This is a genomic window from Hahella sp. CCB-MM4 (assembly GCF_002260525.1).
Taxonomy (GTDB): Bacteria; Pseudomonadota; Gammaproteobacteria; order Pseudomonadales; family Oleiphilaceae; genus Hahella.
The window spans coordinates 13,131-34,274 of the sequence record NZ_MRYI01000016.1; the positions used below are offsets into that span (position 1 = coordinate 13,131).

A 21,144-nucleotide genomic window follows, 5' to 3' on the forward strand; every position below is an offset into this window, starting at 1 on the left:
GATGGAACGCCTGGACAAGATATTCCAACTTGGATTGAAAGAGCTTCGTAGCCTGTGGCATGACAAGGTGCTGGTCCTGTTCATCCTGTGGGCTTTCACTGGAGGCATATACGCGGCGGCGACCGGAACCTCACTGGAGCTCAATAATGCCCCGATTGCGATTGTGGACCTGGATCAGTCTATCCTTTCCAACCGGCTGAAAGAGGCCTTTCAGCCTCCTTATTTCAAAACCCCCGAGGAGATCTCCCTGGAGGAGGTGGATGCCCTTCTGGATGCAGGGGTATACACCTTTGTTCTGGTTTTCCCTTCAGGGTTGGAGAATGACATACGGGCCGGTCGCCGCCCTGAAATTCAGGTTAATATCGATGCTACCCGGATGTCCCAGGCATTCATCGGTTCGAACTATATTCAGAATATTCTGGTGCGCGAGATCAATACGCTGGTTCATCGCAGTGAAATGGTGATGGACCTGCCGGTCAACCAGGTGGTACACCTGAAGTTTAACCCCAATGGGGAGAGTGCCTGGTTTGGCAGTGTGATGGAGATCATCAACAACATTACCATGCTGTCGATCATACTCACGGGAGCCGCCCTTATCCGGGAACGGGAACACGGAACCATTGAGCATTTGCTGGTGATGCCGCTGACACCGTTTGAAATCATGGCGGCCAAGGTATGGGCCAGTGCTCTGGTGGTGCTGGCGGCGGCATCCTTTTCTCTATGGGCAGTGGTGCATACAGCGCTCCAGGTGCCGATTGCCGGTTCCGTTTCCCTGTTTTTACTGGGGGCTTTATTGCATCTGTTTTCCACCTGTTCCATGGGGATATTTCTGGGAACCATTGCCAGATCGATGCCCCAGCTGGGTCTTCTGTTAATCCTTACGTTATTGCCACTGCAAATGCTCTCCGGAGGGATTACTCCCCGAGAGAGTATGCCGGAGATTGTACAGAACATTATGCTGATTGCACCGACGACCCATTTCGTGGCCTTTGCACAGGCGATTCTATACCGCGGGGCGGGGATAGCGGTGGTGTGGCCTCAATTCCTGGCGGTAACCGTGATCGGGATAGCTTTTTTTGCCGGCGCTCACCTGAGATTAAGGAAGTCTCTCGCCAGTCTTTAATGAGTCGGTTGAAGGCTTTCTGTTTCCAGTTGCAACATTGCCAGCAGCATGTCGGTCATTTCTTCTTCGCTGACGCGATCGCCGTAAATGCCATGGAGGGCTTTGGCGAAGGCGATGCGAAGATCCTGGCTGTCTTCACTGGCAGTAATGGGGTTGCCCATGAGCTCCGTGACCGCCCTTAGTACGGCGGCCTGCCACCGAGCGGTAGTCTTGAGACCACCGCCGGTATCAGCAATCAGCTTTTCCTTCTTCAATTGGCGAAGGGTATTTTCATGCATAGGTCAGGCTGCCTGACTGGCTTCGTGCTCTTTGACATAACGGACTATAGCAAGCGTTTCCTGCTTGAACTGTTCAAAGTCGATTTGTTGAGCATTTATGAAGGTGCTTCCCATCATGCTGAGTGATCCCATCAGACTGGCTTCGGCGATTTCCTCATCTGTAGCGCCAAACAGACGTGCGGCTTCAGTGTGGAATAAAGCGCAATATTTACAACGGGTTGCGCCTGATACGGCCAAGCCGATTAATTCCTTGTATTTGTTGGGTACTTGGGTTTCGGCCAGCCAGAAGTCCCGTGCTAGCGTCCAGAAACCATTGACCCCACCTTCGGGCATTTGTCTTATCCATTCAGGTACCAGTCCCAGAGTTTGTTCAATCTCCTGAAACGTGTCTTGAATAGCCATATAACACCCCCTTACTTTCCACCGGTTTATTCCGCAGGAAAGTAAAAATAAGTATATCACCGGCCAGAAACAGTCGAGTGAAAACACCAGGTCTGGTTCTTGGAAATGGATAGAATTCAATGGGATATGGTTAGACTAATTGGGCGCAAAAAGATTGTGGATAGAATGATTCAGGATATACGGAAATGTACACCCCATGTCACGGCTCCAGTGGGCTCAGAGCACGGGAACAACGCCGTCCAGTTCCTGAATGATCCAATCAATAAATGCCCGTGTTCTGGCAGGGAGCAGTTGGGCATGGGGGTACACAACACTGATCGGTCGAGGAGATTGTTCAAAGTTTTCAAGCACGACTTTTAGCAGGCCCTGTTGAATATAAGGGGCCACCTGATAGGACATGAATAGCCCAAATCCCATGCCGGCCAGACAGGCATCAATGGCAGGGGAGATCTGGTTGAATTCCAGATTACCGGTGACAGGGACTGTAAATTGTTTCTCCCCCTCCTGAAACGTCCAGGGTTGCCAGCGGCTGAATATCCTCACGGCGTTGCCCTGAAGCAAGTCCTTGGGGTGCTTTGGAATTCCCTGTTGAGCAAGATATTCGGGAGAGGCAACGACCACCCGGCGGACGGTGGAAATCTGGCGTGCGATGAGGGAGGAGTCCGGTAGTTTTCCTATCCGAATCCCCACATCAATCCCATTTTCCAGCAGGTCTATGTTGCGGTCATTCAGGTGGAGCTGACAGCGAACCTTGTCATAGCGTTGTACAAAACGGGTGGTGGCAGGGGCAACATAAATCTGTCCGAACATGACTGGGGCTGTGATGAGCAAAGAACCGCTGGGTTCGACTGAGTCTGCCGCGAGAGACGCTTCGGCTTCCTCCAGAGAGGACAAAATATCCGTGCAGCTTTGCAAATAGCGATGCCCTTCCTCGGTCAGGGATATTCGCCGGGTGGTTCGGTTGAATAAACGAACTCCCAGGGAAGCCTCCAGCTCGGCCAGTTGTCGGACGACTGCCGGAAGTGAACTGCCTAGCGAACGGGCAGCCCCCGTCAGACTTCCGTCTGCGGCGATCTGAACAAAGGTGCGAATGGCTTTGAGCTTATCCATGGAAAAAGATTACTCCGAAAAATGGAGTAGTCATATAAGATTTTTGATATTTATTTCGAAATTCAGAGTGCTGATACTGATCCGGCAGTTTCTTACATGATCTTTTAATGCTTGCTTTAACGCTTATCAACCCGATTCAATTAATCAGCCAGGGAGCTCTACTATGGCCAGTATCAATGCCAATACCAATGTAAGACCTCAACAGCCTATCAAGCTGTATCAGTATCCTCTTTCCGGACATTGTCACCGGGTGCAGTTATTTATGTCACTGTTGGAAATTCCCTATGAACTGATTCTGGTGGATTTGTCGAAGGGGGAGCATAAATTGGCGGAGTACCTGTCAATGAACCGTTTTGGACAGGTTCCGGTCATTAATGACAACGGGACTGTTTTGGCGGATTCCAATGCGATTCTTGTTTATCTGGCGAAACGTTATGACAGTGGTCAATGGTTGCCCGAAGAACCAGAGCGTGCCGCCCATACCCAGCGTTGGTTGTCTATGGCGGCAGGATCACTTGCGGCCGGGCCGGCCAGTGCCCGGCGCCAGATTTTGTTCAACGCACCCGTTAACGTCGCGGAAGCCATGAAAACGTCGGAGGTTCTATTCTCGGTAATGGATAAGGAGCTCAGCCAGCGCCGGTTCTTGACCGGCGACGAGCCAACCATTGCAGATATTGCCATGTATACCTATACCGCCCATGCACCTGAAGGAAATGTCTCTTTAGAGCCATACCCCCATGTCCGGGCATGGCTGGCGAGGGTCGAGGGTCTTCAGGGATTTGTACCCATGGAGCGCTCAAGAGTCGGTCTGTTCGCGGATTAACATTGGAATGTCCACCAAGGAGATTGATGATGGTTCCCGGTAAAGATAATGCCAGTACGTTCTCTGGTAGCGATGATCAAGGTTCACCTTTTCATGAAGGAGAGTTGCATATACAGGAGCGCCTGGGTGTCCGCAGCCAAATGGATATGCCGGCGCGCCGGGGAATCCGGAGTTATATGCCTGATCAACACCGGGAATTTTTCTCCCAACTGCCTTTCCTGATTGTGGGAAGCCTCGATCGAGAAGGGCAGCCATGGGCTTCCATGAGGGTTGGTCATCCCGGTTTTGTGAGTTCCCCGGATGCTCAACAATTGATCGTGAGATCTTCTCCTATGCGAGGGGATCCTGTCGGGGACAATTTGCAGGTGGGTGATTCTATTGGATTATTAGGGATTCAGTTTCATACCCGTAGACGTAACCGGCTTAATGGTGTGGTGAGTGATATCACTAGCTCCGGTCTCAAGCTTGATGTCAGTCAGAGTTTTGGAAACTGTCCCAAGTATATTCAGGCCAGAAGTTCCTTTCCTGAACAATGTGAGGCCAATCGTCATCCGGAAGTAATCTGTTCTGAGTCTCTGGATGCAAGCATGGTTGAGATGATCAGCAAGGCAGATACTTTTTTCATCGCTTCTTCACACCCGACTCCGAATGGGTTGAAGCCAATGCAGGGAGTTGATGTTTCCCACCGTGGAGGGATGCGGGGATTTGTCAAAATTGACCAATCCCGAAGAGTGCTGACGGTTCCCGATTACACCGGCAATTTCTTTTTCAATACGTTGGGGAATCTGTTGCTGAATCCCAGGGCAGGATTGCTGTTTTTGGACTTTGATACGGGCGATCTTCTATATCTCGCCGTTGATGTGAAAATTATCTGGGAGGGGGCAGAGTTGGACACCTTTGAAGGTGCCCAACGATTGCTGAAAATGGAGGTTAGGAAGGCAGTGAGAGCGGCTGAGAGTCTTCCCTGGAAGTGGAGTCGGCCGGAGCTGTCTCCTTATCTCTCCAGGCTTTCCAAACTCTCATAATCTTCCGGATGCCTCCACTATCGCCAGCTCTGGATTCGTGTTGTCTGAATCCCCGGAAACCAGGATGTGACAGGGGGATTCCTTGGTCATTCAGACTGCTGGCACCCTGTGGCTGGGTCGTAGAAGGTTGCGGATTCACCGGTAATGTTCCCTTTGGAGTTGTCTGTCATGGAGTTGCCGCAGACATATCGCTGAGGGTAGGTCATGATCTTTATGCCAGAGTTATCATTGTCGAAGATCTTGTTACCGTAGACCTCGTTGAAGACGCCGTACTGTCTTCCATTCACCATATTGCCGCCGACGCGGATACCCGCCCCTTTGTTTGAGTAACTTACGTTATAGCGGATGATGTTGTAATCGCCGCGGGCATCAAAGCCCCCGGATGCCGGGTCCTGTTGGCCTGCGCAGATATTGTTTTCCACCAGATTGTGGGCAGCGCCTTCTTTGATATCGACGCATTCGTTGCCTCTGGTCAGGAAGTAGTTGTGATGGACCCAGTTATAGTTGCTGTGATCCGGATCTGCAGAGGGGTTCTTGCCGTCATCCCATTGCTCGGATGAGGTGCCGATGTAAATGGCTTCCCCATTCTTGCCCCGGCCGTCGAACTGGAAGTCGTAAGCGCCGCAGTTATAGAAGGTATTCCCAAAGATTTCCGCTCTGGTGACGTGGTAACGCAGGCGAACACATTCCCCGCCGGCATTGCGGATGCGCATGGACCGCATCACAAACCCTTCCGGCCCTTGCTTGTGCTCTGTACCTTGCACGAATATCAGGCTTTTACGGTAATCTTCGGGACCGTTTCCTTTGCCTACCAAACCGTCGATCGTGAAGTTTCTCAGGTGGATGTAGTCGTGATTGATCTGTAGCACCCGGCCACCGTTTTCACCTTTCAGTACAGCAGACTTTGTGCCCTGAATCAGAATAGGTTTGCTTCTCAGACCTGAACGCACAGTTTTGACATCCTGGTAGTACTTGCCTTCCAGCAGGTAAACCCGGTCTCCCGGCTGGGCATATTCCAAAGCCGCGTTAATGGTTTTAAACGGCTCTGACCGGCTTCCCGGATGGCGGTCATTACCCTTGGGGGACACAAAATAGGTATGAACATTCGGATAGACGAATTTCTCATAGGTGTATTCGGTATTCAGTGCTAAGGCGAACTGACTGAATAATAACTGACTACAGAATATGAGTGTGGCAAATGCGGCGGTGTAAGTTTTCAATTGACCTCCCGAAAACCAACAATCCGGCAGCAGGATACACTTGGCCTGTCCGGATTAAGTCGGTGCGAATTGAGTTTGTTTTGAAAGATGATTTAACCAGGGAGAAGTGCAGAATTTTATTGCTTGTTGTGAATGCAGCTACGGGTCCTGTACAGAGTAACCCTAAGGCAAAAATAGCGCCATCTCAAGTCAGTAAAGTTCTTTAGGAATAATGACTTAGGTCCTATGAACTAAGCTTTTTTCTGTGACAGGATGTCGGTTCTTGCCGCGACAAGATATCGACTATTCAAGTAAAATATAACGCCCGCATCTAGTGGTATACGTATTTTGCACAATTGGCTAAGAATTTGGGAAAGGATATATTCGTGCGTTCCTATTAATGCAGATCTCCTGCAACTCCGATCTCCTATCAACTCTGGTCAAAAGGAGCCTGGTAAAATGGACATTCAAGTCTCCCCATACACCGCCTGACGGTCTCAGCGTTGCGCTGGTCCGTTACGATTTTTACGCGTGCCGGCGGCACAGTCATTTAATTTAAAATTCGACTAAACGTTGTCTTCTTTCCGGATTTTACCGGGCACAGCTCGTTGTGCATTGAAGACCTGTAAGGGCTTTATAGCCAGGGTAACCAAGTAATGACTCATAAGTTAAGGTCCCACAACCTGTGGGTACTTTCATGGCCTATTTTTATTGAAGAAATCACCGGCGGTCTGGTGTTTCTTGCGGATGCGTGGTTCCTCAGCCGCATCTCCGATGAAGTGGCAGCCACGGTTGGTGTGCTGCTACCGGTACTGCTGCTGGGGTTCTTTATCATTCCGATGTTCACAACCGCGGGCACCAGTGTGGCTTCTCAGTACATTGGGGCCGGACAGCAACAGCATGTCATTCCGACCTATATGGCCAATATCATCGTCAGCAGTTTGCTTGGGCTGGGGATGTTTCTTGGCGGTTATGTTTATGCGGGCGACATTGGCCTGTGGCTCGGGATGACGCCGGATCTGAATGAATATTCCACCACCTATTTGATGGCGATCTCGTTCAGTTTCCTGTTTGTGGCGATTCGTTTTTCCTATGCGTCGATACTGGCCTCCCAGGGGATGACACATTGGAATATGGCGACAGCGCTGGTGACCAATGTTTTGAATGTGGTGTTGAACGCGGCGTTCTTTCAGGGATGGTTTGGATTGCCGAAGCTGGGTCTGCTCGGCATCGCCATGGCCACGTCCGTGTCATTTTTTATCGGCGCATTGTTACTGATCTGGGTCGTACATGTTCCTTTGAAGATACGTTTTCGTTTCAAGGGAATGGGAGCGCCTATTCGTAAGGTTCTGCGTCCGATTCTGAAGATCGGGATTCCCTCAGCAGTTGAGCCGCTGAGTTACACGGTTCAACAGATTGTGGTGTCCATGGTTGTCATTCAACTGGGGCTGGTGGCTATGGGGGCCAACACCTATGTATTGCGCATTCTGGTGATGGAAATCACTTTCGCCTTTGCATTGGGAGCCGGGAGTCAGATATTGATGGCCCACTTCATGGGAGCGGATAACTTCCGGGAAGTGAATCGGGTTTTCTGGAAATCCATTGCCTGTGCCACCGGCTTTGCCCTGGTCAATCTGCTGTTGTATGTGGGGATATATGAACAGATGCTGTCCCTGTTCACCGATAATCCTGAGATCCTGGAACTCTCAAAATGGATGTTGGTTGCCGGCATTCTGATGGAACCTGCCCGTGCCGTTAACATTATTGCCGGGATGGCCCTGAAGGGAGTGGGGGATGCGAGGTTCTCTGCCGTCAGCAGTATGATTTTTATGTGGGCCGTTATTCCTTTCGTATTCTGGGTGGGAATAGATTTTGGTTATGGCATGTTGGGCGTCTGGCTCTGCTTTACTGTGGATGAAACGGTACGGGCATCCATTAACCTATGGCGGTGGAGTACCGGTAAATGGCGGAGCAAAGGAATTCGTGACCGGACGGAAGAACTGGTAGAAGTACCGGCCCTATAAGTCTGCATTGCTCAGGTGAAGAGCATCAGATCAATTGCGGGCCGGCTTCCAGCAGACGCATGAATCCCTCTGCCGGTAACGGTCGGCTGAATAGGAAGCCCTGAACTTCATTGCAGCCCATTTCATGTACCAGATGCAGTTGATCCATGGTCTCGACCCCTTCAGCGACGCTGATCAGGTCGAGGCTTTGGGCCAATTGAATGATACTTTTTATGATGCTGGTGTTTCCTGTTCCCTCTTTGGCATCAGGCAGAAATCGCCGGTCGATCTTCAGGCGGTCAACGGGAAACCTCTGCAGGTAGGAGAGGGATGAATATCCCGTCCCGAAATCATCCAGAGCCAACTTTATCCCTAAATCTTTCAGGCCGTGCATGGCCTGAATGACATCCTCTGTTTCATCAAAAAATACGGCTTCAGTAAACTCCAGCGACAATAGCTTTGGATCCAGACGATGCCTTTCCAGGGTCTTGCGGACTGTCTGTACAATATTGCCCTGATAAAACTGCATGGCGGACAGATTGACTGACAACGGAACCGCCGGTCTGCCGAGCTGCAACCAGGTGTTGAGCTGATGGCAGGCGGCATCCAATACCCACTCTCCGGCGGTAACCACCAGGCCGGTTTCCTCTAGCGTGGAAATGAAATAGCCCGGGGTGACGACGCCTTTCTTTGAATGATTCCAGCGCAACAGGCTTTCTGCTGCAATGATCTGCCCGCTGGCCAGGTGCACGATGGGCTGGAAGTACAATTCAAACTCGTCCAGTTCGATGGCTTTGCGCAACTCGGTAATCAGTTCCAGGTGGTTATGTGCGGCCTGGTTCAGTGCACTGGTGAAGAACTGGAAGTTCCCCCGGCCTTTCTGCTTGGCCGCATACATGGCGGTATCGGCGGCCCTCAGCAGTTCGTAGGGGGAATCTCCATCGGCGGGATACAGACTGATGCCGATGCTGGTGCCGGTGCGCAGTTCCACATTGTCCAGTAGAAATGGCAGGTTCAGCTCCGCAATGATCTTCTCTGCGACCTGAACCACACCGTCATTGCTGTCCACATCGGGCAGGCAGATCACAAATTCGTCTCCCCCCAGACGGGCGAGAATGTCACTGCGACGTATACAATGCTGCAGGCTGACAGCCACCTGCTGAAGCAGTTTATCGCCCATGTGATGACCCAGGGAGTCATTCACGGTTTTGAAGCGGTCTAGGTCGATCAACATGACGGCGGTTTGGGACTGCTTGCGGTGAGCCAGGGTAATGGCTTGCTTGATACGATCTTCCAGCAGTGTTCGATTTGGCAAGCCTGTCAGGGCATCATGATGGGCCATGTAACTGATGCGTTCTTCGGCTTGACCCCTTTGGATGACGATACCCGCCAGATGCACCGCACTGGCCACGACTTCCCGCTCCCGAAGACTGGGTTCATGGACCTTGCTGTGATATACCGCGAACGATCCTAATACCTTTCCCGAAGGAGTGAGTATCGGGGTCGACCAGCAGGCGGCAAAGTTGTATTGCCGGGCCACATCACGGATATTTTCCCATAGTGGACTGGCATTAATGTCGGGGACGATGACCGGCGCCTTTCGGTACATGGCTGTGCCACAGGAGCCGGCTGATGGACCGATTTGCAAGCCGATAAGCGCCCGGTTGTAATCGTTAGGCATATTGGGGGTGATCGCTTTGGCAATGTGTTCTCCCGCATTGTCCAGGAGCAGGATGGAAGTCCGGCAGTCAGGAAGGTGATGATCAATCAGACCACTCAAAGCTGACAGCACTTCTTCAAGGGGGCTGCCAGACGCAATCATTTCCAGGACTTCATACTCTCCCTGGCGAAGGCGCTCTGCCTTCTTGCGCTCGGAAATATCACGGGCAATGGCCGTAAACAGACGTCGGGTTGTGGTATGGAATTCACCGAAGGACAATTCTAGTTCAATCTCAAAGCCGTTCTGATGCCGGCCGGTCAATTCAAAATGCTCGCGATAGTGCCGGTCTTTGTGTTGTGACAGATAAACCGCCAGATCGAGTTGGCTGTCTTCCAGGGATGGCAGCAGTTTTTCCATGGGAAATCCCAACAGGTCGGACTGCTCATAGCCAAATATGGTGTGGACGGTTGGATTGACGTAAGTAATGAGGTTGTTCTCATCAAAAGTGACGATGGCATCCAGCGCAGCTTCCGTCACACTTCTATACCGGGATTCACTTTCTTCCAGGGCCTGCTGGGTTTTGATCCGTTCGATGATTTCCTGTTCCATCGCCTGGGTGGTCCGATACAGGTCCCGATTGATTTTTTCGTTCTCCCGTAAGGCTTCTTCCAGAGCCTGGGTTCGTTCTTTGACGGTTTCCTCCAGGGTTAGAGCCGTCTGGAACAAACTGAAATCCGACCCCTGCCGACTCATACTGCGTTCGGCACGGTTCATCAGGGCTTCAATGATTTTGTTGAGCCGGGCAATTTCAGACTGTTCGGTATTCAATGGTGTAACACTGGCCTTGGTCAGGTTGTCGTTCATGGCTGTTGATCCGGAGTTGAGCCGATAGCCAATGCGGTAAAGGTTTGATTAACGTGCACTCCTGCAAATTGTTCTCCGTAAGTACTGAATCCCACCACCTTGTGGTCCGTCAGCAATTGGGCAACATTCTCCTTGCTGCCGTCCTGGGTGATTTCCAGGTTTCTCAAAATGCAGTCGCAGGCCAGGATGAGTTGTGGTTCACCTATCTCCTGATCTACTTGTGCAAAGGTGCTGCGAAGGTTTTCCATCAGATCCACACCGCGTGCGACACGCAGGACAATTCCTTCCTCTATGGCGCAGTAGAGAGTCAGGCTTCCATCTGGATTCGCTTTCTGGATCGAGCGGACGTATTCCATTCCATCGATCAGCACGACAACAGGGGAGGTGGCAAAGCGGAACGGATTCAGGTCATCGACATCCACTCCTACCAACCGGGCATATTCCTCTGCTGCCGGTAGTCCGTTGATTTCCGTTACCAGGCGACGGGAGGCATCGGCTTCTGTGACGACAAGACGCTGATCCGTCGCGGTAAAATGCTGGGTTTTGAATGTTTTAAATGGACAATCGGTGGAGGCCAGGACCAGTGCCGCGCAGTCGGTATGAAATGCCCCGTTGCAGTAAATCCAGGTCTTATCAAATATCATGTCATCGCCTGCTGAGCCTCCAAATATGGGGATATTGCCCAGTGCGGTGCTGAGGGAGCGAGTGACCGGTTCTTCATGCTGAGACATGCCGTCGATCATTAAAAAGGCAAAGCTGTTCTTTGCGTTGGCCTCCGGAGAGCAACTTTCCAGTTCGCTGATCAGGGATTTGGCAAACTCTACGCCTTGCCGGATTTCAAATGTATGCAGTGATTCAATCAGGCCCGACACGACCGAGAAGTGTCTGGCGGAGAAACTGACTCCGCTCAGGCTGTGATCCATATACCCCTGCGGACCGATTTCTCCCGCGGTGGTGCAGCCGACGACCTGAACTCCCATAAATTGCCGGTACATTTCCGTGGCCAGGAGATCAAGATCGTAGTGACTTGAGCAAAAGAACAGGACCAGGGCCATGTCTTCCTGAGCGACTTCTGCGTGAAATGCCTGAACGGCCTGAACCGGGTCTTGAAGGCGGGTGTGTGCTCTGCGGATGCTAGGACTGGCGGTCATAACTACTGACTCCAATCACATGTTATGCCGTCGCACAACATCCTGCCACAGGTAACCGTCCTTGTAACGGCTTACAGTGATATTAGGAAAGTTGGAAACTCATCAATATTGTCTAACTATTCTGTTGCCACTACTTACTGTTGTCGGTATGTACTGTTGTCAGTATCTACTGTTGCCAATATGTTGTGCTATCGCTAAGTAGTGTCTTAGCTGGCTCATTTCATCATCAAGCATAGCCTGAACTAAGATAGCGACAACTAAAATAGTCTCAACTAAGTATAGTACAGCCGCTCCAACTGGCGCGGCTAAATATCCACTGCCGATGGAGTGATGACAGAAATTTGTACATTCTGGTTTGTAAATCGGCGAAGCGATATGGAAAGAGGTGATATAGCCTGTTGTAAACCAAAGGGAAATAACACCTGGCTCCAAAATGGGGCAACAGAATCTGTTCTAAAAAGCTTTTGTGAAATTTTTAAAAAGGGCCTCTATTTAGTCTGTAATCGTGAATCTCATTCGTCTGTAGCCGTGAATCTCAGCCTCAATCATGAGGTGGCGGGAATATGGCGTTCAATCAACTCTTTTGTGCCTTCAACGTCGGTGGGCTGAATATGAAAGACCAAAGGCTGCTCCAGTAATGGGGAAATCAACTCCTGCCTGGTGACCTTTAGGTGGTTTATATGGATCAGCCCGATATTCGGGACGTTGGTGACATAGCGATTCCATCTTTCATCTTTCACCTGGGTAATACAGGCTCTCCAAACCGGATATTTCGCATCATCGTTGGAAATGGCAAAGAACGGCTTCTTGTACGCCGGAATATATACCAGAGATCTTAGGCCCCGATAATGTTTAACCACACCGAATGCTCTGTTCAGCCAATCCAGGTAAGGACCGCTGACCGGCGAGTTCTTTATGGCACTGCTGGTCAGTTGATAGCCGGTGAACTGCTTGCCACCGGAACAATACACCCCTTTGTTGACGAAGGAGTAGTGCACATCGCCGGATAGAAAGGTGGCGTTTGTTATGTTCAGTCGGAGCAGCAACGTGTCCAACAGTGCGGAGTATCCCTTTCTATTCAAGATCCAGGCTTCGGCATCAATGGTTTCGGGATTGACCCAAAACCGGGACAATAAACTCTGGCCTGATTCCGCGGGATCAAATCCAAACACCGGTGTTGCTGAGAGAAATACCGGTGGACCTTCTACCCCGCGTTCTTTCAGGCGCCACCAATTGATTCGTAATTCATCGAGACTGTAGCGGTCCATCAGGCGGGCAGTACTGTTGGGGCGGTCAAAGTAGCGTTGGGTTCTTGTATCCAGGGCGATAATCGGTGGTGAGGTGGGGAGGGTATAGGTCCATTTCCGGTGTTTCCACATGACCAGGTCAAACAATTCCCCTTTGTTCGTGTATTGAGGCTCTGCCAAGTGGTCTTTTACGATTCGGATAAACTCGTCATCGAAATTGTCTGGATTATTACCCCACCCCTGGAACAGCCAATAGGCTGCCAGAGCATTGGAAATGATGCGACGACCCATAGGACTGAAACGTACTCTGTCATACCAGGCCCCGCTGATATTCCAGTCATCGGTGACTTCATGGTCATCAAAGAGCGTATAGACTTGTATGTTGGCCAAGGCTTTCCTGACGGCTTTAGCGCAATCGAGATAGGCTGTAACCCGCTTATCCTCGGGGCTTACATGAATTCCAACACGATTCCCAAACGCGATCACATAGGCGGCAGCGTATTCGCCAAAACTGATCAGATGATTTTTCCCCCGATCGGTTGAAAGTCCTGAATGTTTTTCCAGCCTTTCTCTCCATCGATGTTTCAGGGTTCCCGGCCGCTCAATCATCGGTACGCCGATATCCTCCCCCATGAGTTTTTGACTGAGCTGGTTGAGTGGGGTAATCAGGCTGTCTGATACGTCGTCAGCGTATATCTGATCCCCTGTCAGACAGAGGATTGGAGGACGTTCTTCGAGGTTGTCGGCTGTGTTTTCCAATAGTTTCGCAACCTCAGAGAATGCATCCTGATAATGTTCGTTGCCCTCGTCATCCAATGTTTTTCCCTGGGGCTTGCGGCAAGAGCCATGCACCAGTTTCCGTAATTTGGAAGGTATGAAGAAGCTGGGATGTTCGTGTCCGGGAAGGCAACAATCACTGAGGTTAAACGGGTTGGGGGAACTCTTTGAGGACACTTCATTTAGGTAGTAGTACAGAAGCTGATCTTTCGGGAATTTGTCAGATTCCCTAAGAGGTCTGGCTTCCAGGAGAGCCACGTAGAAGTGTCGACCGATCTTGTGCAGGGTCTGGGAGGCAGAAGAGCTTATTCCCAGCAGATGATCATTCGGGTCAATGACCTTCAGCTCGATATTGACCTGTTCACTGAGCGCTATCCATACACAAACCCGGTTTTCAGTCGTTCGCCGGAGTATTGGTCCGGCGACGATCCATGGCAGATTGCTCATGATATTGTCCCTGCTGTTAGTTCCCTTAATTCGTCGTTCCGTTAACTCTTAGTCCATTACTTCTCAGTCCGTTACTTCAGTGTCCTTAATCAGCTGTGGTTAACGCTGTATCGCGTGCTCCAGTGCTGCTTGCGCCAGCAGACGGGTGGAATCCAGTGTGGGCAGTGAAGAGTTGGTATCGTTGATGATCAGTGGTATTTCTGTGCATCCAAGGACCACCGCATCACAACCAGAGTTCTTGAGCCCGTCGATCACTTCTCTGAAATAATTTACGGAATCCGGTTTGAAATCACCATAAACCAATTCATCCATGATGATTCTGCCGATTTCCTCCCGCTGTGTCTTCTCTGGGCGAACAAATTCGAGCCCTTGGGCGCTAAGTTTTTGAGGATATACTTCACTGTCTACCAGCCATTGGGTGCCTGTCAAACCAAGGCATTTGAATCCTCGGGACAGCGCGGTTTGGGCAACGACCTCAGCGATATGCAGCCAGGGTAATGGAAGACGCTCCTGAATATAGGGTAGCGCCTAATGAATGGTATTGTCAGGGCAAATCAGGAAATCTGCTCCGGCATTGGCCAGTTTTTCCGCAGATGACAGCATCAATTCCCCCACACCCTGCAGGTCTCCGGCATCCAGGCATTTTACGTAATCGGCCAATGAGTGGGTATGAAGTGAAACTTCCGGGTGAGCATGAGGCCCTAGTAACTTTGCCCCTTCCGCGCATATGGTGCGATAACAGAGCGCTGCCCCTTCTGCGGAGCAGGCAACGATGCCGATGTGTTTAGGGTGTCCCGTCCTACTGATTTCCATTGTCAGTTTCCTGCTTCTAAGTTTGCCTGAATCGCTTTTCTTATAGATTATCGTTTTATGCGTTCCGGCTTTTCCTATGCCAAAGGTAAGTCCCCAGGAACATGGCTCCAATCGTAAGGATCGACAGAACGACAAACTCAATCGGTGAGTAAGCCCCATAGCTGATGATGAGCCCGAATGAGCAGGAAATGACACTAAGAATGGTGGTGTTTCGATAGATATTGGTAATGGATTTTCGGGCGCATACATAACCGGCAAGCGCGGATATTAAAAGACCAAGACCAGTGGTGGTAATCCCTGTAAACGAAGTTGTTCCAACATGTTGCAATCGATTCACGATTTCCTCAGCTGGAATTTTTTGCATGGCAAGATAAATGCCCAAAACAAAGCTGACGATGATGCTCAGTAAGAGCGAGCCCAGAATATCAATTAAAGCTCCGAATAAGATGCCTTTTACAGCCGAGCCTTTGAGAGGGGTATCCAGGGTGACGTCAGAAGTGGGAGGTTGGTAAATGTCGTTACTCATCTTTTCCATCTTTAGTAATCATACTTTCCATTAAAGAATCTCATGTTTTTAGAACGCTATACTAAGTTGTTTAAGGTGAATTTTCTAACATTTCGATTGGCTTGGTAGCTTGTTTTTTCATACTGTTTGAGCCTGAAAAAACGTTAGAAAACTCAGCCGCAGGCACTTATCAGCCCGGAAGATATAAAGACATAGACTTCACAAACAAGGGTTGTCACTGCGATCGAAAAGCTGCTGGCGAATGCGAGAATTCTCCGACCCTTAAGCTTTGCAATGAGAAGTCGGGTGATGGCGACGATGCTAAGTAAAAAAGCCACGGTGAAGAAAGCGAAAAATACCCGCTCTTCGCTGATATAGAGCCAACTGGTTGGCTTCATTTCGGCTCCAGCAGCGCCTTTATGGGGATTAAATAGCCTGAAAAATTCCGCAATATTGCTCGAATAATGATAGCTTGTTCCATCATATTGCTGATACGCGTAATACAAATAGAACAACAGTAAGACCGCAATCAAGATAGAAGCGATACTGACCTTATCAATATAGGGGGATCGCATATTTGCAGGGTCTTTTGTACTCATTATGATCCTATTTTCTGACATGAGGAATCCAACTGAATTCAATGTCGTTGGATTCAATTAGCCAGTGCGAGGTGTGACTCATCCCAGCCCATTCGATCTCATGAAGAACATGGCCATTTTCACTTAAGCGTATTTCGTCATATAGCCAATCGCTATGCCCATTACCATCTCCGTGAGATTCCAATTTATACGAAAATACACAGGGATATGACAGCTCTATAAATCCATCGTGATATGCTGCCAGGAGCCTTAGTCGAATAGCTGTTTGTCGAACTTCGCTACGGGCTCCGGAGGCATTTTCAAAAATGCTGATGTTTTCCAGCCAACTGTCGTGTGGGCACTGATGGTGTGAGAAATCGAAGTACCAGGATGAATTGGCCAGTGAAAACGCGTTGTGTGGAAACTGCTCCCGGTTAGCCTCCAGGTATTCCCTATATTTTTTAAATGACCCGACAACGTCGGCATGTCTTTGGGCTTCTAATATAAACATCTAAGACTGGGACTCTGGCCGATAAACCTGCACACTTTCCTGTTCATTCGGATCATTTCTTGCCACCAATGCAATGGCTTCCTCGGTATCGCTCAAATTGATGGGTTGGTGAGGGACGCCGTTGGGGATGAAGATGAAGTCCCCTTCCTTGTTGATGACAGACTTGGACAGGTTTTCTCCATAGAGTGTTTTAACTTCCCCCTTCAGCAGATATATCGCTGTTTCAAAACCATCGTGATAGTGAGGCTCTGCCTTTGCTAGTGGAGGGATTACCACGATGTTCATGGATATGCCGGTTGAGCCTGCCGTTTTTTCTGAAATACCGACATAGTTGGGCAGCCTTTGAATGGTACGAATAGTTTCTGTCGGTCTGACAGTGACGATTTCCTGGTCTGGGTTCATGGGTAACTCTCCTCTGTAATCTCGGAAGTGGTTTCAATCAATGCAAGAAATGTCATTTTGGTGGGGGATAAGAATCATATCCGGAGTATTCTCTGAATACACTATTCGTGGTTGTCTGTACTGGCGATAAGACAAACTGTTGAATCCCCTTACTTGCTGTACTCGGTATTTCCATAATAATAGTCAGGTATAGCCGGCTTATGTACCATCAATGGCCAACTGAAAATAATGACAATGAAAGTAGTCCGGAATGAATTGTGTGAACCGATTTCATTTGTATACGTTGATCAGCCTCCTTTGCCTGATAGTAAGCGTGGATGTGCTGGCAAGGGAAGCCGGTAACCAGGACCTTGTCATTGTTGGAGGTGACTGGAATTACCCTCCCTATGAATTTTTGAATGAGAGTGGCGAGCCAGACGGGTTTAATACGGAGCTGACCAGGGCGATTGCCGATGTCATGGGGATGGACGTAAACGTTCAATTATCCCGCTGGGACGACATGCGCGCTCGTTTATCTGCCGGTCAGGTGGATGCGCTCCAGGGCATGGTCTATTCTGAAGTGCGCGCCAGGAATTTCTCATTCTCACCTCCCCACGCCATTATCAACCAATCCATTTTTACCCGTGTCGGTGAGCCTGCCGTTGACGGGATATCAGAACTTAAGGGCAAGGAAGTCATCGTGCAAAAAGGTGGCATCATGCATGACTATCTGCTGCAGAACCACGTGAATGCGCACCTGATTCTGGTGGATACCCATGCAGAGGCCTTGCGACTTTTGGCATCCGGCCGGCATGACTATGCCCTGGTGGCTAACCTGCCCGGGTTGTATCTGGGCAAAGAATTGGAACTGTCGAATATCAAGGCGGTGGGTGAGCCGTTTGGTGCCCAGCGCTATGGATACGCCGTTAAGAAGGGTAATGAACAACTTCTGGCCAGGTTCAGCGAGGGGCTGGCTATCCTCAAGAACACCGGGCGGTATCAGGAAATCTATGACAAGTGGCTCGGTCCCCTGGAAGCCAAGGGACCACCCTGGAAGAAAATCGGACTGGCAGCCGCCATACTGTCTGCGGTAATGCTGGCCATATTAGGGGGAACTGTCGTCTGGAACCGAATGCTCAGTCGGGAGGTTACCCGTAGAACCCAGGAATTACAGTTACGGCAGCAGCAACTTATTCAGGCCGACAAGATGACCAGCCTGGGGGTATTGGTCTCGGGCATTGCCCATGAGATCAATAATCCGAGTAGTCTTTTATTGCTGAACCTTCCGGTGATGAAGGATGCCTTTGAAGAAATAGAAGGCATTCTGGAGGCTTATTATGAGGAGCACGGCGATTTTAATATGGGCGGACTGAGCTACAGCCGTATGCGCAACGAAGTCCCTTTGTTGTTGGACGATATGGTCAACGGCGTTCAACGGATCCGGCGGATTGTAGATGACCTGCGTGATTTCGCCCGCCAGGAGCCGGCAGATATCAGTGAGGAAGTGGATCTCAATCAGGTGGTGGCGACCTCCATTCGGCTGGTGAATAACACCATTAGCGAATCCACTGACAAATTCGAAGTCAGATACGGTGAGAATCTGCCACCGTTTCGAGGTAATGCCCAAAGGATTGAGCAGGTGGTGATTAACCTTATCGTGAATGCCTGTCATTCCCTGGAGTCTCGTGAAAAGGGTATTCGGATTACCACCCGGTTTCTGCAGAGCAGCCGCAGGCTCGCGCTGCTGGTGGAGGATGAAGGCATGGGGATTGAGGAAGAGCATCTGGCCCGACTCTGTGATCCATTTTATACAACCAAACGGGAGGTCGGGGGAACCGGATTGGGACTCTCGGTCTCCGATAGTATCGTGAAGGAACATGGAGGCGTTCTGGAATTCATTTCCAAGCCGGGACAGGGGACCAAGGTAACTCTGACCCTGCCCGCATATCAGGGTAATACAGTTATATGAGCGGAAACCGATATCCTGCCTTCGGCGTTCTCCTGGTGGATGACGAGCCGTCTTTCTTGAGAAGTTTCAGCATTGTTCTGGAGCGCAATGCGGGGATTAACCACATATACACCTGTCAGGACAGCCGCCAGGTGATGGATATGTTGAGCCGGGAACCGGTGGGCCTTGTCCTGCTGGACTTGACCATGCCCCATCTGTCGGGGACTGATTTGCTTCAGCAGATTGTGGAGAAATATCCTGAGATTACGGTCATCGTCCTCAGTGGTTTGAATCAGCTGGAAACCGCTGTGAACTGTATTCGCCTGGGGGCTCATGACTACTTTGTCAAAACCACGGAAGAAAACCGAATCATTGAGGGGATTCGGCGGGCGATTCGAATACAGGAGATTCACCAGGAAAACCAGGAGATACGTCGAAGGCTTCTGACGGACACGCTTGAGGATCCGGAGGCTTTTGCAGGGATTATCACTCAGGACAAGGCAATGCGATCGGTGTTCCAGTATCTGGAGTCAATTAAAGCGAGTACCCAGCCGGTCCTGATCTGTGGTGAAAGTGGTGTCGGTAAAGAATTGATTGCCCAGGCGGTGCACAGATTGAGCCGGCGGCGCGGGCCATTGGTGAGCGTCAATGTCGCCGGTCTGGACGATAACATATTTGCCGATGCCCTGTTCGGCCATCGCCGTGGTGCTTTTACCGGGGCTGACAATACCAGGGCCGGTTATATCGAAGAGGCTGCAAACGGTACTTTGTTCCTCGATGAAATCGGTGATCTGAGTTTGGCTTCTCAGGTCAAACTATTACGCTTGTTGCAGGAAGGTGAATACTATCCCCTGGGCAGCGATCGACCAAAACGGATACAGGCCCGAATCATCCTGGCCACTCACCAGGACCTGGCAAAAAAACAACAGGCTGGGGAGTTCCGTAAAGATCTCTATTATCGGATTCGCATACATCAAGTGGATATACCGCCACTGCGTCGGCGGCCGGGGGATATTGCATTGCTATTGGATCATTTCCTGGAGGAAGCAGCGGGAGAGCTTGGTAAAAACAAGCCCGCAATTCCCCGGGAGTTGCCGGTACTCCTGATGACCTATGGATTTCCTGGCAATGTCAGGGAACTGCGTGCGTTGGCTTTTGAAGCCATGAGCCGACATCGTTCTCATGTGTTGTCCATGGATGTATTTAAGCGCCTGTTGGACAGTCCGTTAGTGGAACAGGAAGAAATACCGGAAACGGCTTCCGGCAGAATGTTGTTTCATCCTGAACACTCACTTCCCACGCTGCAGGAAGCTAACGACATGCTGGTTAGGGAAGCGATGAAAAGGGCTCAGGGGAATCAATCGATTGCTTCACGTATGTTGGGGATTTCCCAGCCGGCTTTGAGTAAGCGTCTGAAGAAATCCCAGGGGGAGCAGGAGTAGGCGGTTAACACTTTCTACTCTCTATTCTTTCTTATTAGCTATCAAAAAAACCTGATCAAATGAGTGAGAATAGGACCTGAATTAACCGACCCGGCTGAGGTTGATATTACCCTCAGTTGATCCAGCCAGGGATTGATACCACTGGATGCAGGCAGTGGCCAGGGCGTTTGTGGCATCCATGCTGAAAGGACGAAGTTCTGAATGAATGCGATCCAGTGCCAGGGGGATTTCCGTGCATCCGAGTATCACTTTCTCCGCCGGTCCGTTCAGCATCTCTGCCATACAGGACTCCAATATCTCTCCGCCCTTTTGAATATGCCCGGCCTTCACCCGATAGATGCCTTCCATGACTCGATTCTGTACGGTGGGTGAGGGTATCTCCAGAGCGATACCATAGTGCGCCAGATATTCGGAATAGATGCCCGCTTTCAGGGTACCGTCAGTGGCTAAAAGAGCGACGGTGCGAATCTGCTCGGCGTGTAGAGCCTCTGCGCAGGCTCGGGCAATATGCAGGATCGGAGTGGACGTTGATTCAACCAGAGCAGGATACCAGTAATGAGCGGTATTACAGGGGATGGCAATACATCCGACACCGGCTGTGGTCAGGGTGTTAACGCCCTTGATAAGGGCTGGCAGCGGAGATGCCTGATGCTTGAGCAGACAGGCGGAACGATCTGGAATCTGGGGGATTGAATAGGCCATTAACGGCAGATGATCCTGATCTTTTTGGGCGGGTGTACTGTTGATGATTTTCTGCATGAAATCGACGGTGGCCAACGGCCCCATACCGCCGAGAATTCCAATGGTGTTTTTTTCCAAAGCTGCATACTCCAGAGTGGTTTACCGCGAACCCTAGA

At 50.4% G+C, this 21,144-nt stretch carries 20 protein-coding genes; 6 read left to right on the plus strand and 14 right to left on the minus strand.

Going from position 1 to position 21,144, the window contains the following annotated elements; all coding sequences use genetic code 11:
• Position 1: 1 nt before the first annotated feature.
• Positions 2-1,123 carry an ABC transporter permease gene (locus BTA51_RS22120; protein WP_094711266.1) on the plus strand — a complete coding sequence of 374 codons (1,122 nt, stop codon included), beginning with the start codon at positions 2-4 and terminating at the stop codon, positions 1,121-1,123.
• Here the strand turns inward: BTA51_RS22120 and BTA51_RS22125 are convergent.
• From BTA51_RS22125 to BTA51_RS22135, 3 genes are all read right to left on the minus strand, one after another.
• Entirely contained in the window at positions 1,120-1,401 is a 282-nt protein-coding gene (locus BTA51_RS22125; RefSeq protein WP_094711267.1) for a hypothetical protein, read from the minus strand. The two genes, BTA51_RS22120 and BTA51_RS22125, sit on opposite strands and share 4 nt — an antisense overlap.
• Positions 1,402-1,404: 3 nt before the next feature.
• Complete coding sequence (locus BTA51_RS22130) at positions 1,405-1,803, minus strand: carboxymuconolactone decarboxylase family protein (protein WP_094711268.1); 399 nt, start codon at positions 1,801-1,803, stop codon at positions 1,405-1,407.
• 216 nt (positions 1,804-2,019) lie between these two features.
• A complete protein-coding gene (locus tag BTA51_RS22135; RefSeq protein ID WP_094711269.1) occupies positions 2,020-2,913 on the minus strand; it encodes a LysR family transcriptional regulator in 894 nt (297 codons plus the stop codon).
• 163 nt (positions 2,914-3,076) lie between these two features.
• On the opposite strand from BTA51_RS22135, the gene BTA51_RS22140 reads away from it, so the two are divergent.
• Positions 3,077-3,736 (plus strand): glutathione S-transferase family protein, encoded by a 660-nt coding sequence (locus BTA51_RS22140; protein ID WP_094711270.1) that lies wholly within the window; start codon positions 3,077-3,079, stop codon positions 3,734-3,736.
• 26 nt (positions 3,737-3,762) lie between these two features.
• Entirely contained in the window at positions 3,763-4,761 is a 999-nt protein-coding gene (locus BTA51_RS22145; protein ID WP_210404894.1) for a pyridoxamine 5'-phosphate oxidase family protein, read from the plus strand.
• Positions 4,762-4,847: 86 nt separating this feature from the next.
• Here BTA51_RS22145 and BTA51_RS22150 read toward each other — a convergent pair whose 3' ends face one another.
• Complete coding sequence (locus tag BTA51_RS22150) at positions 4,848-5,981, minus strand: DUF1565 domain-containing protein (RefSeq protein ID WP_246841132.1); 1,134 nt, start codon at positions 5,979-5,981, stop codon at positions 4,848-4,850.
• Positions 5,982-6,616: 635 nt separating this feature from the next.
• Here BTA51_RS22150 and BTA51_RS22155 point away from each other — a divergent pair.
• Positions 6,617-7,984, plus strand: a complete 1,368-nt coding sequence (locus BTA51_RS22155; protein WP_094711272.1) for an MATE family efflux transporter — start codon at positions 6,617-6,619, stop codon at positions 7,982-7,984.
• Positions 7,985-8,009: 25 nt separating this feature from the next.
• Here the strand turns inward: BTA51_RS22155 and BTA51_RS22160 are convergent, their stop codons facing one another.
• The 9 genes from BTA51_RS22160 to BTA51_RS22195 all read right to left on the minus strand — a co-directional run bounded on the left by BTA51_RS22160 (position 8,010) and on the right by BTA51_RS22195 (position 16,918).
• A complete protein-coding gene (locus BTA51_RS22160) occupies positions 8,010-10,487 on the minus strand; it encodes an EAL domain-containing protein (protein WP_094711273.1) in 2,478 nt (825 codons plus the stop codon).
• Positions 10,484-11,638 (minus strand): nitric oxide-sensing protein NosP, encoded by a 1,155-nt coding sequence (gene nosP / locus BTA51_RS22165; RefSeq protein WP_094711274.1) that lies wholly within the window; start codon positions 11,636-11,638, stop codon positions 10,484-10,486. The genes BTA51_RS22160 and nosP overlap by 4 nt, the downstream gene beginning before the upstream one ends.
• Before the next feature lie 545 nt (positions 11,639-12,183).
• Positions 12,184-14,109 carry a hypothetical protein gene (locus BTA51_RS22170; protein WP_094711275.1) on the minus strand — a complete coding sequence of 642 codons (1,926 nt, stop codon included), beginning with the start codon at positions 14,107-14,109 and terminating at the stop codon, positions 12,184-12,186.
• Between the two features lie 99 nt (positions 14,110-14,208).
• Positions 14,209-14,625, minus strand: coding sequence for an aspartate/glutamate racemase family protein (locus BTA51_RS30525; RefSeq protein WP_210404899.1), 417 nt, complete (start codon positions 14,623-14,625; stop codon positions 14,209-14,211).
• A gap of 12 nt (positions 14,626-14,637) precedes the next feature.
• The gene (locus tag BTA51_RS30530; protein ID WP_210404895.1) at positions 14,638-14,922 is read right to left on the minus strand and encodes a hypothetical protein; all 285 of its coding nucleotides are present in this window, start codon (positions 14,920-14,922) and stop codon (positions 14,638-14,640) included.
• A gap of 55 nt (positions 14,923-14,977) precedes the next feature.
• Positions 14,978-15,448 (minus strand): hypothetical protein, encoded by a 471-nt coding sequence (locus tag BTA51_RS22180; RefSeq protein WP_141215648.1) that lies wholly within the window; start codon positions 15,446-15,448, stop codon positions 14,978-14,980.
• A gap of 152 nt (positions 15,449-15,600) precedes the next feature.
• Complete coding sequence (locus BTA51_RS22185) at positions 15,601-16,026, minus strand: hypothetical protein (RefSeq protein WP_094711277.1); 426 nt, start codon at positions 16,024-16,026, stop codon at positions 15,601-15,603.
• Between the two features lie 7 nt (positions 16,027-16,033).
• Entirely contained in the window at positions 16,034-16,516 is a 483-nt protein-coding gene (locus tag BTA51_RS22190; protein WP_094711278.1) for a hypothetical protein, read from the minus strand.
• Complete coding sequence (locus BTA51_RS22195) at positions 16,517-16,918, minus strand: cupin domain-containing protein (RefSeq protein ID WP_094711279.1); 402 nt, start codon at positions 16,916-16,918, stop codon at positions 16,517-16,519.
• Between the two features lie 259 nt (positions 16,919-17,177).
• Between BTA51_RS22195 and BTA51_RS22200 the strand changes: the two genes are divergently transcribed.
• Together BTA51_RS22200 and BTA51_RS22205 are read left to right on the plus strand one after the other, a co-directional pair.
• Entirely contained in the window at positions 17,178-18,866 is a 1,689-nt protein-coding gene (locus BTA51_RS22200) for a transporter substrate-binding domain-containing protein (protein WP_246841133.1), read from the plus strand.
• Positions 18,863-20,287 carry a sigma-54 dependent transcriptional regulator gene (locus BTA51_RS22205; protein ID WP_094711281.1) on the plus strand — a complete coding sequence of 475 codons (1,425 nt, stop codon included), beginning with the start codon at positions 18,863-18,865 and terminating at the stop codon, positions 20,285-20,287. Before BTA51_RS22200 ends, BTA51_RS22205 begins: the two co-directional genes overlap by 4 nt.
• Positions 20,288-20,368: 81 nt before the next feature.
• Here the strand turns inward: BTA51_RS22205 and BTA51_RS22210 are convergent, their stop codons facing one another.
• A complete protein-coding gene (locus tag BTA51_RS22210; protein ID WP_246841134.1) occupies positions 20,369-21,106 on the minus strand; it encodes an aspartate/glutamate racemase family protein in 738 nt (245 codons plus the stop codon).
• Positions 21,107-21,144 lie beyond the last annotated feature (38 nt).

Coding starts and splice junctions, on each gene's coding strand:
- BTA51_RS22120 (WP_094711266.1), top strand. CDS start 2: ATGGAACGCCTGGACAAGATATTCCAACTTGGATTGAAAGAGCTTCGT.
- BTA51_RS22125 (WP_094711267.1), bottom strand. CDS start 1,401: ATGCATGAAAATACCCTTCGCCAATTGAAGAAGGAAAAGCTGATTGCT.
- BTA51_RS22130 (WP_094711268.1), bottom strand. CDS start 1,803: ATGGCTATTCAAGACACGTTTCAGGAGATTGAACAAACTCTGGGACTG.
- BTA51_RS22135 (WP_094711269.1), bottom strand. CDS start 2,913: ATGGATAAGCTCAAAGCCATTCGCACCTTTGTTCAGATCGCCGCAGAC.
- BTA51_RS22140 (WP_094711270.1), top strand. CDS start 3,077: ATGGCCAGTATCAATGCCAATACCAATGTAAGACCTCAACAGCCTATC.
- BTA51_RS22145 (WP_210404894.1), top strand. CDS start 3,763: ATGATGGTTCCCGGTAAAGATAATGCCAGTACGTTCTCTGGTAGCGAT.
- BTA51_RS22155 (WP_094711272.1), top strand. CDS start 6,617: ATGACTCATAAGTTAAGGTCCCACAACCTGTGGGTACTTTCATGGCCT.
- BTA51_RS22160 (WP_094711273.1), bottom strand. CDS start 10,487: ATGAACGACAACCTGACCAAGGCCAGTGTTACACCATTGAATACCGAA.
- nosP (WP_094711274.1), bottom strand. CDS start 11,638: ATGACCGCCAGTCCTAGCATCCGCAGAGCACACACCCGCCTTCAAGAC.
- BTA51_RS22170 (WP_094711275.1), bottom strand. CDS start 14,109: ATGAGCAATCTGCCATGGATCGTCGCCGGACCAATACTCCGGCGAACG.
- BTA51_RS30530 (WP_210404895.1), bottom strand. CDS start 14,922: ATGGAAATCAGTAGGACGGGACACCCTAAACACATCGGCATCGTTGCC.
- BTA51_RS22180 (WP_141215648.1), bottom strand. CDS start 15,448: ATGAGTAACGACATTTACCAACCTCCCACTTCTGACGTCACCCTGGAT.
- BTA51_RS22185 (WP_094711277.1), bottom strand. CDS start 16,026: ATGAGTACAAAAGACCCTGCAAATATGCGATCCCCCTATATTGATAAG.
- BTA51_RS22190 (WP_094711278.1), bottom strand. CDS start 16,516: ATGTTTATATTAGAAGCCCAAAGACATGCCGACGTTGTCGGGTCATTT.
- BTA51_RS22195 (WP_094711279.1), bottom strand. CDS start 16,918: ATGAACCCAGACCAGGAAATCGTCACTGTCAGACCGACAGAAACTATT.
- BTA51_RS22205 (WP_094711281.1), top strand. CDS start 18,863: ATGAGCGGAAACCGATATCCTGCCTTCGGCGTTCTCCTGGTGGATGAC.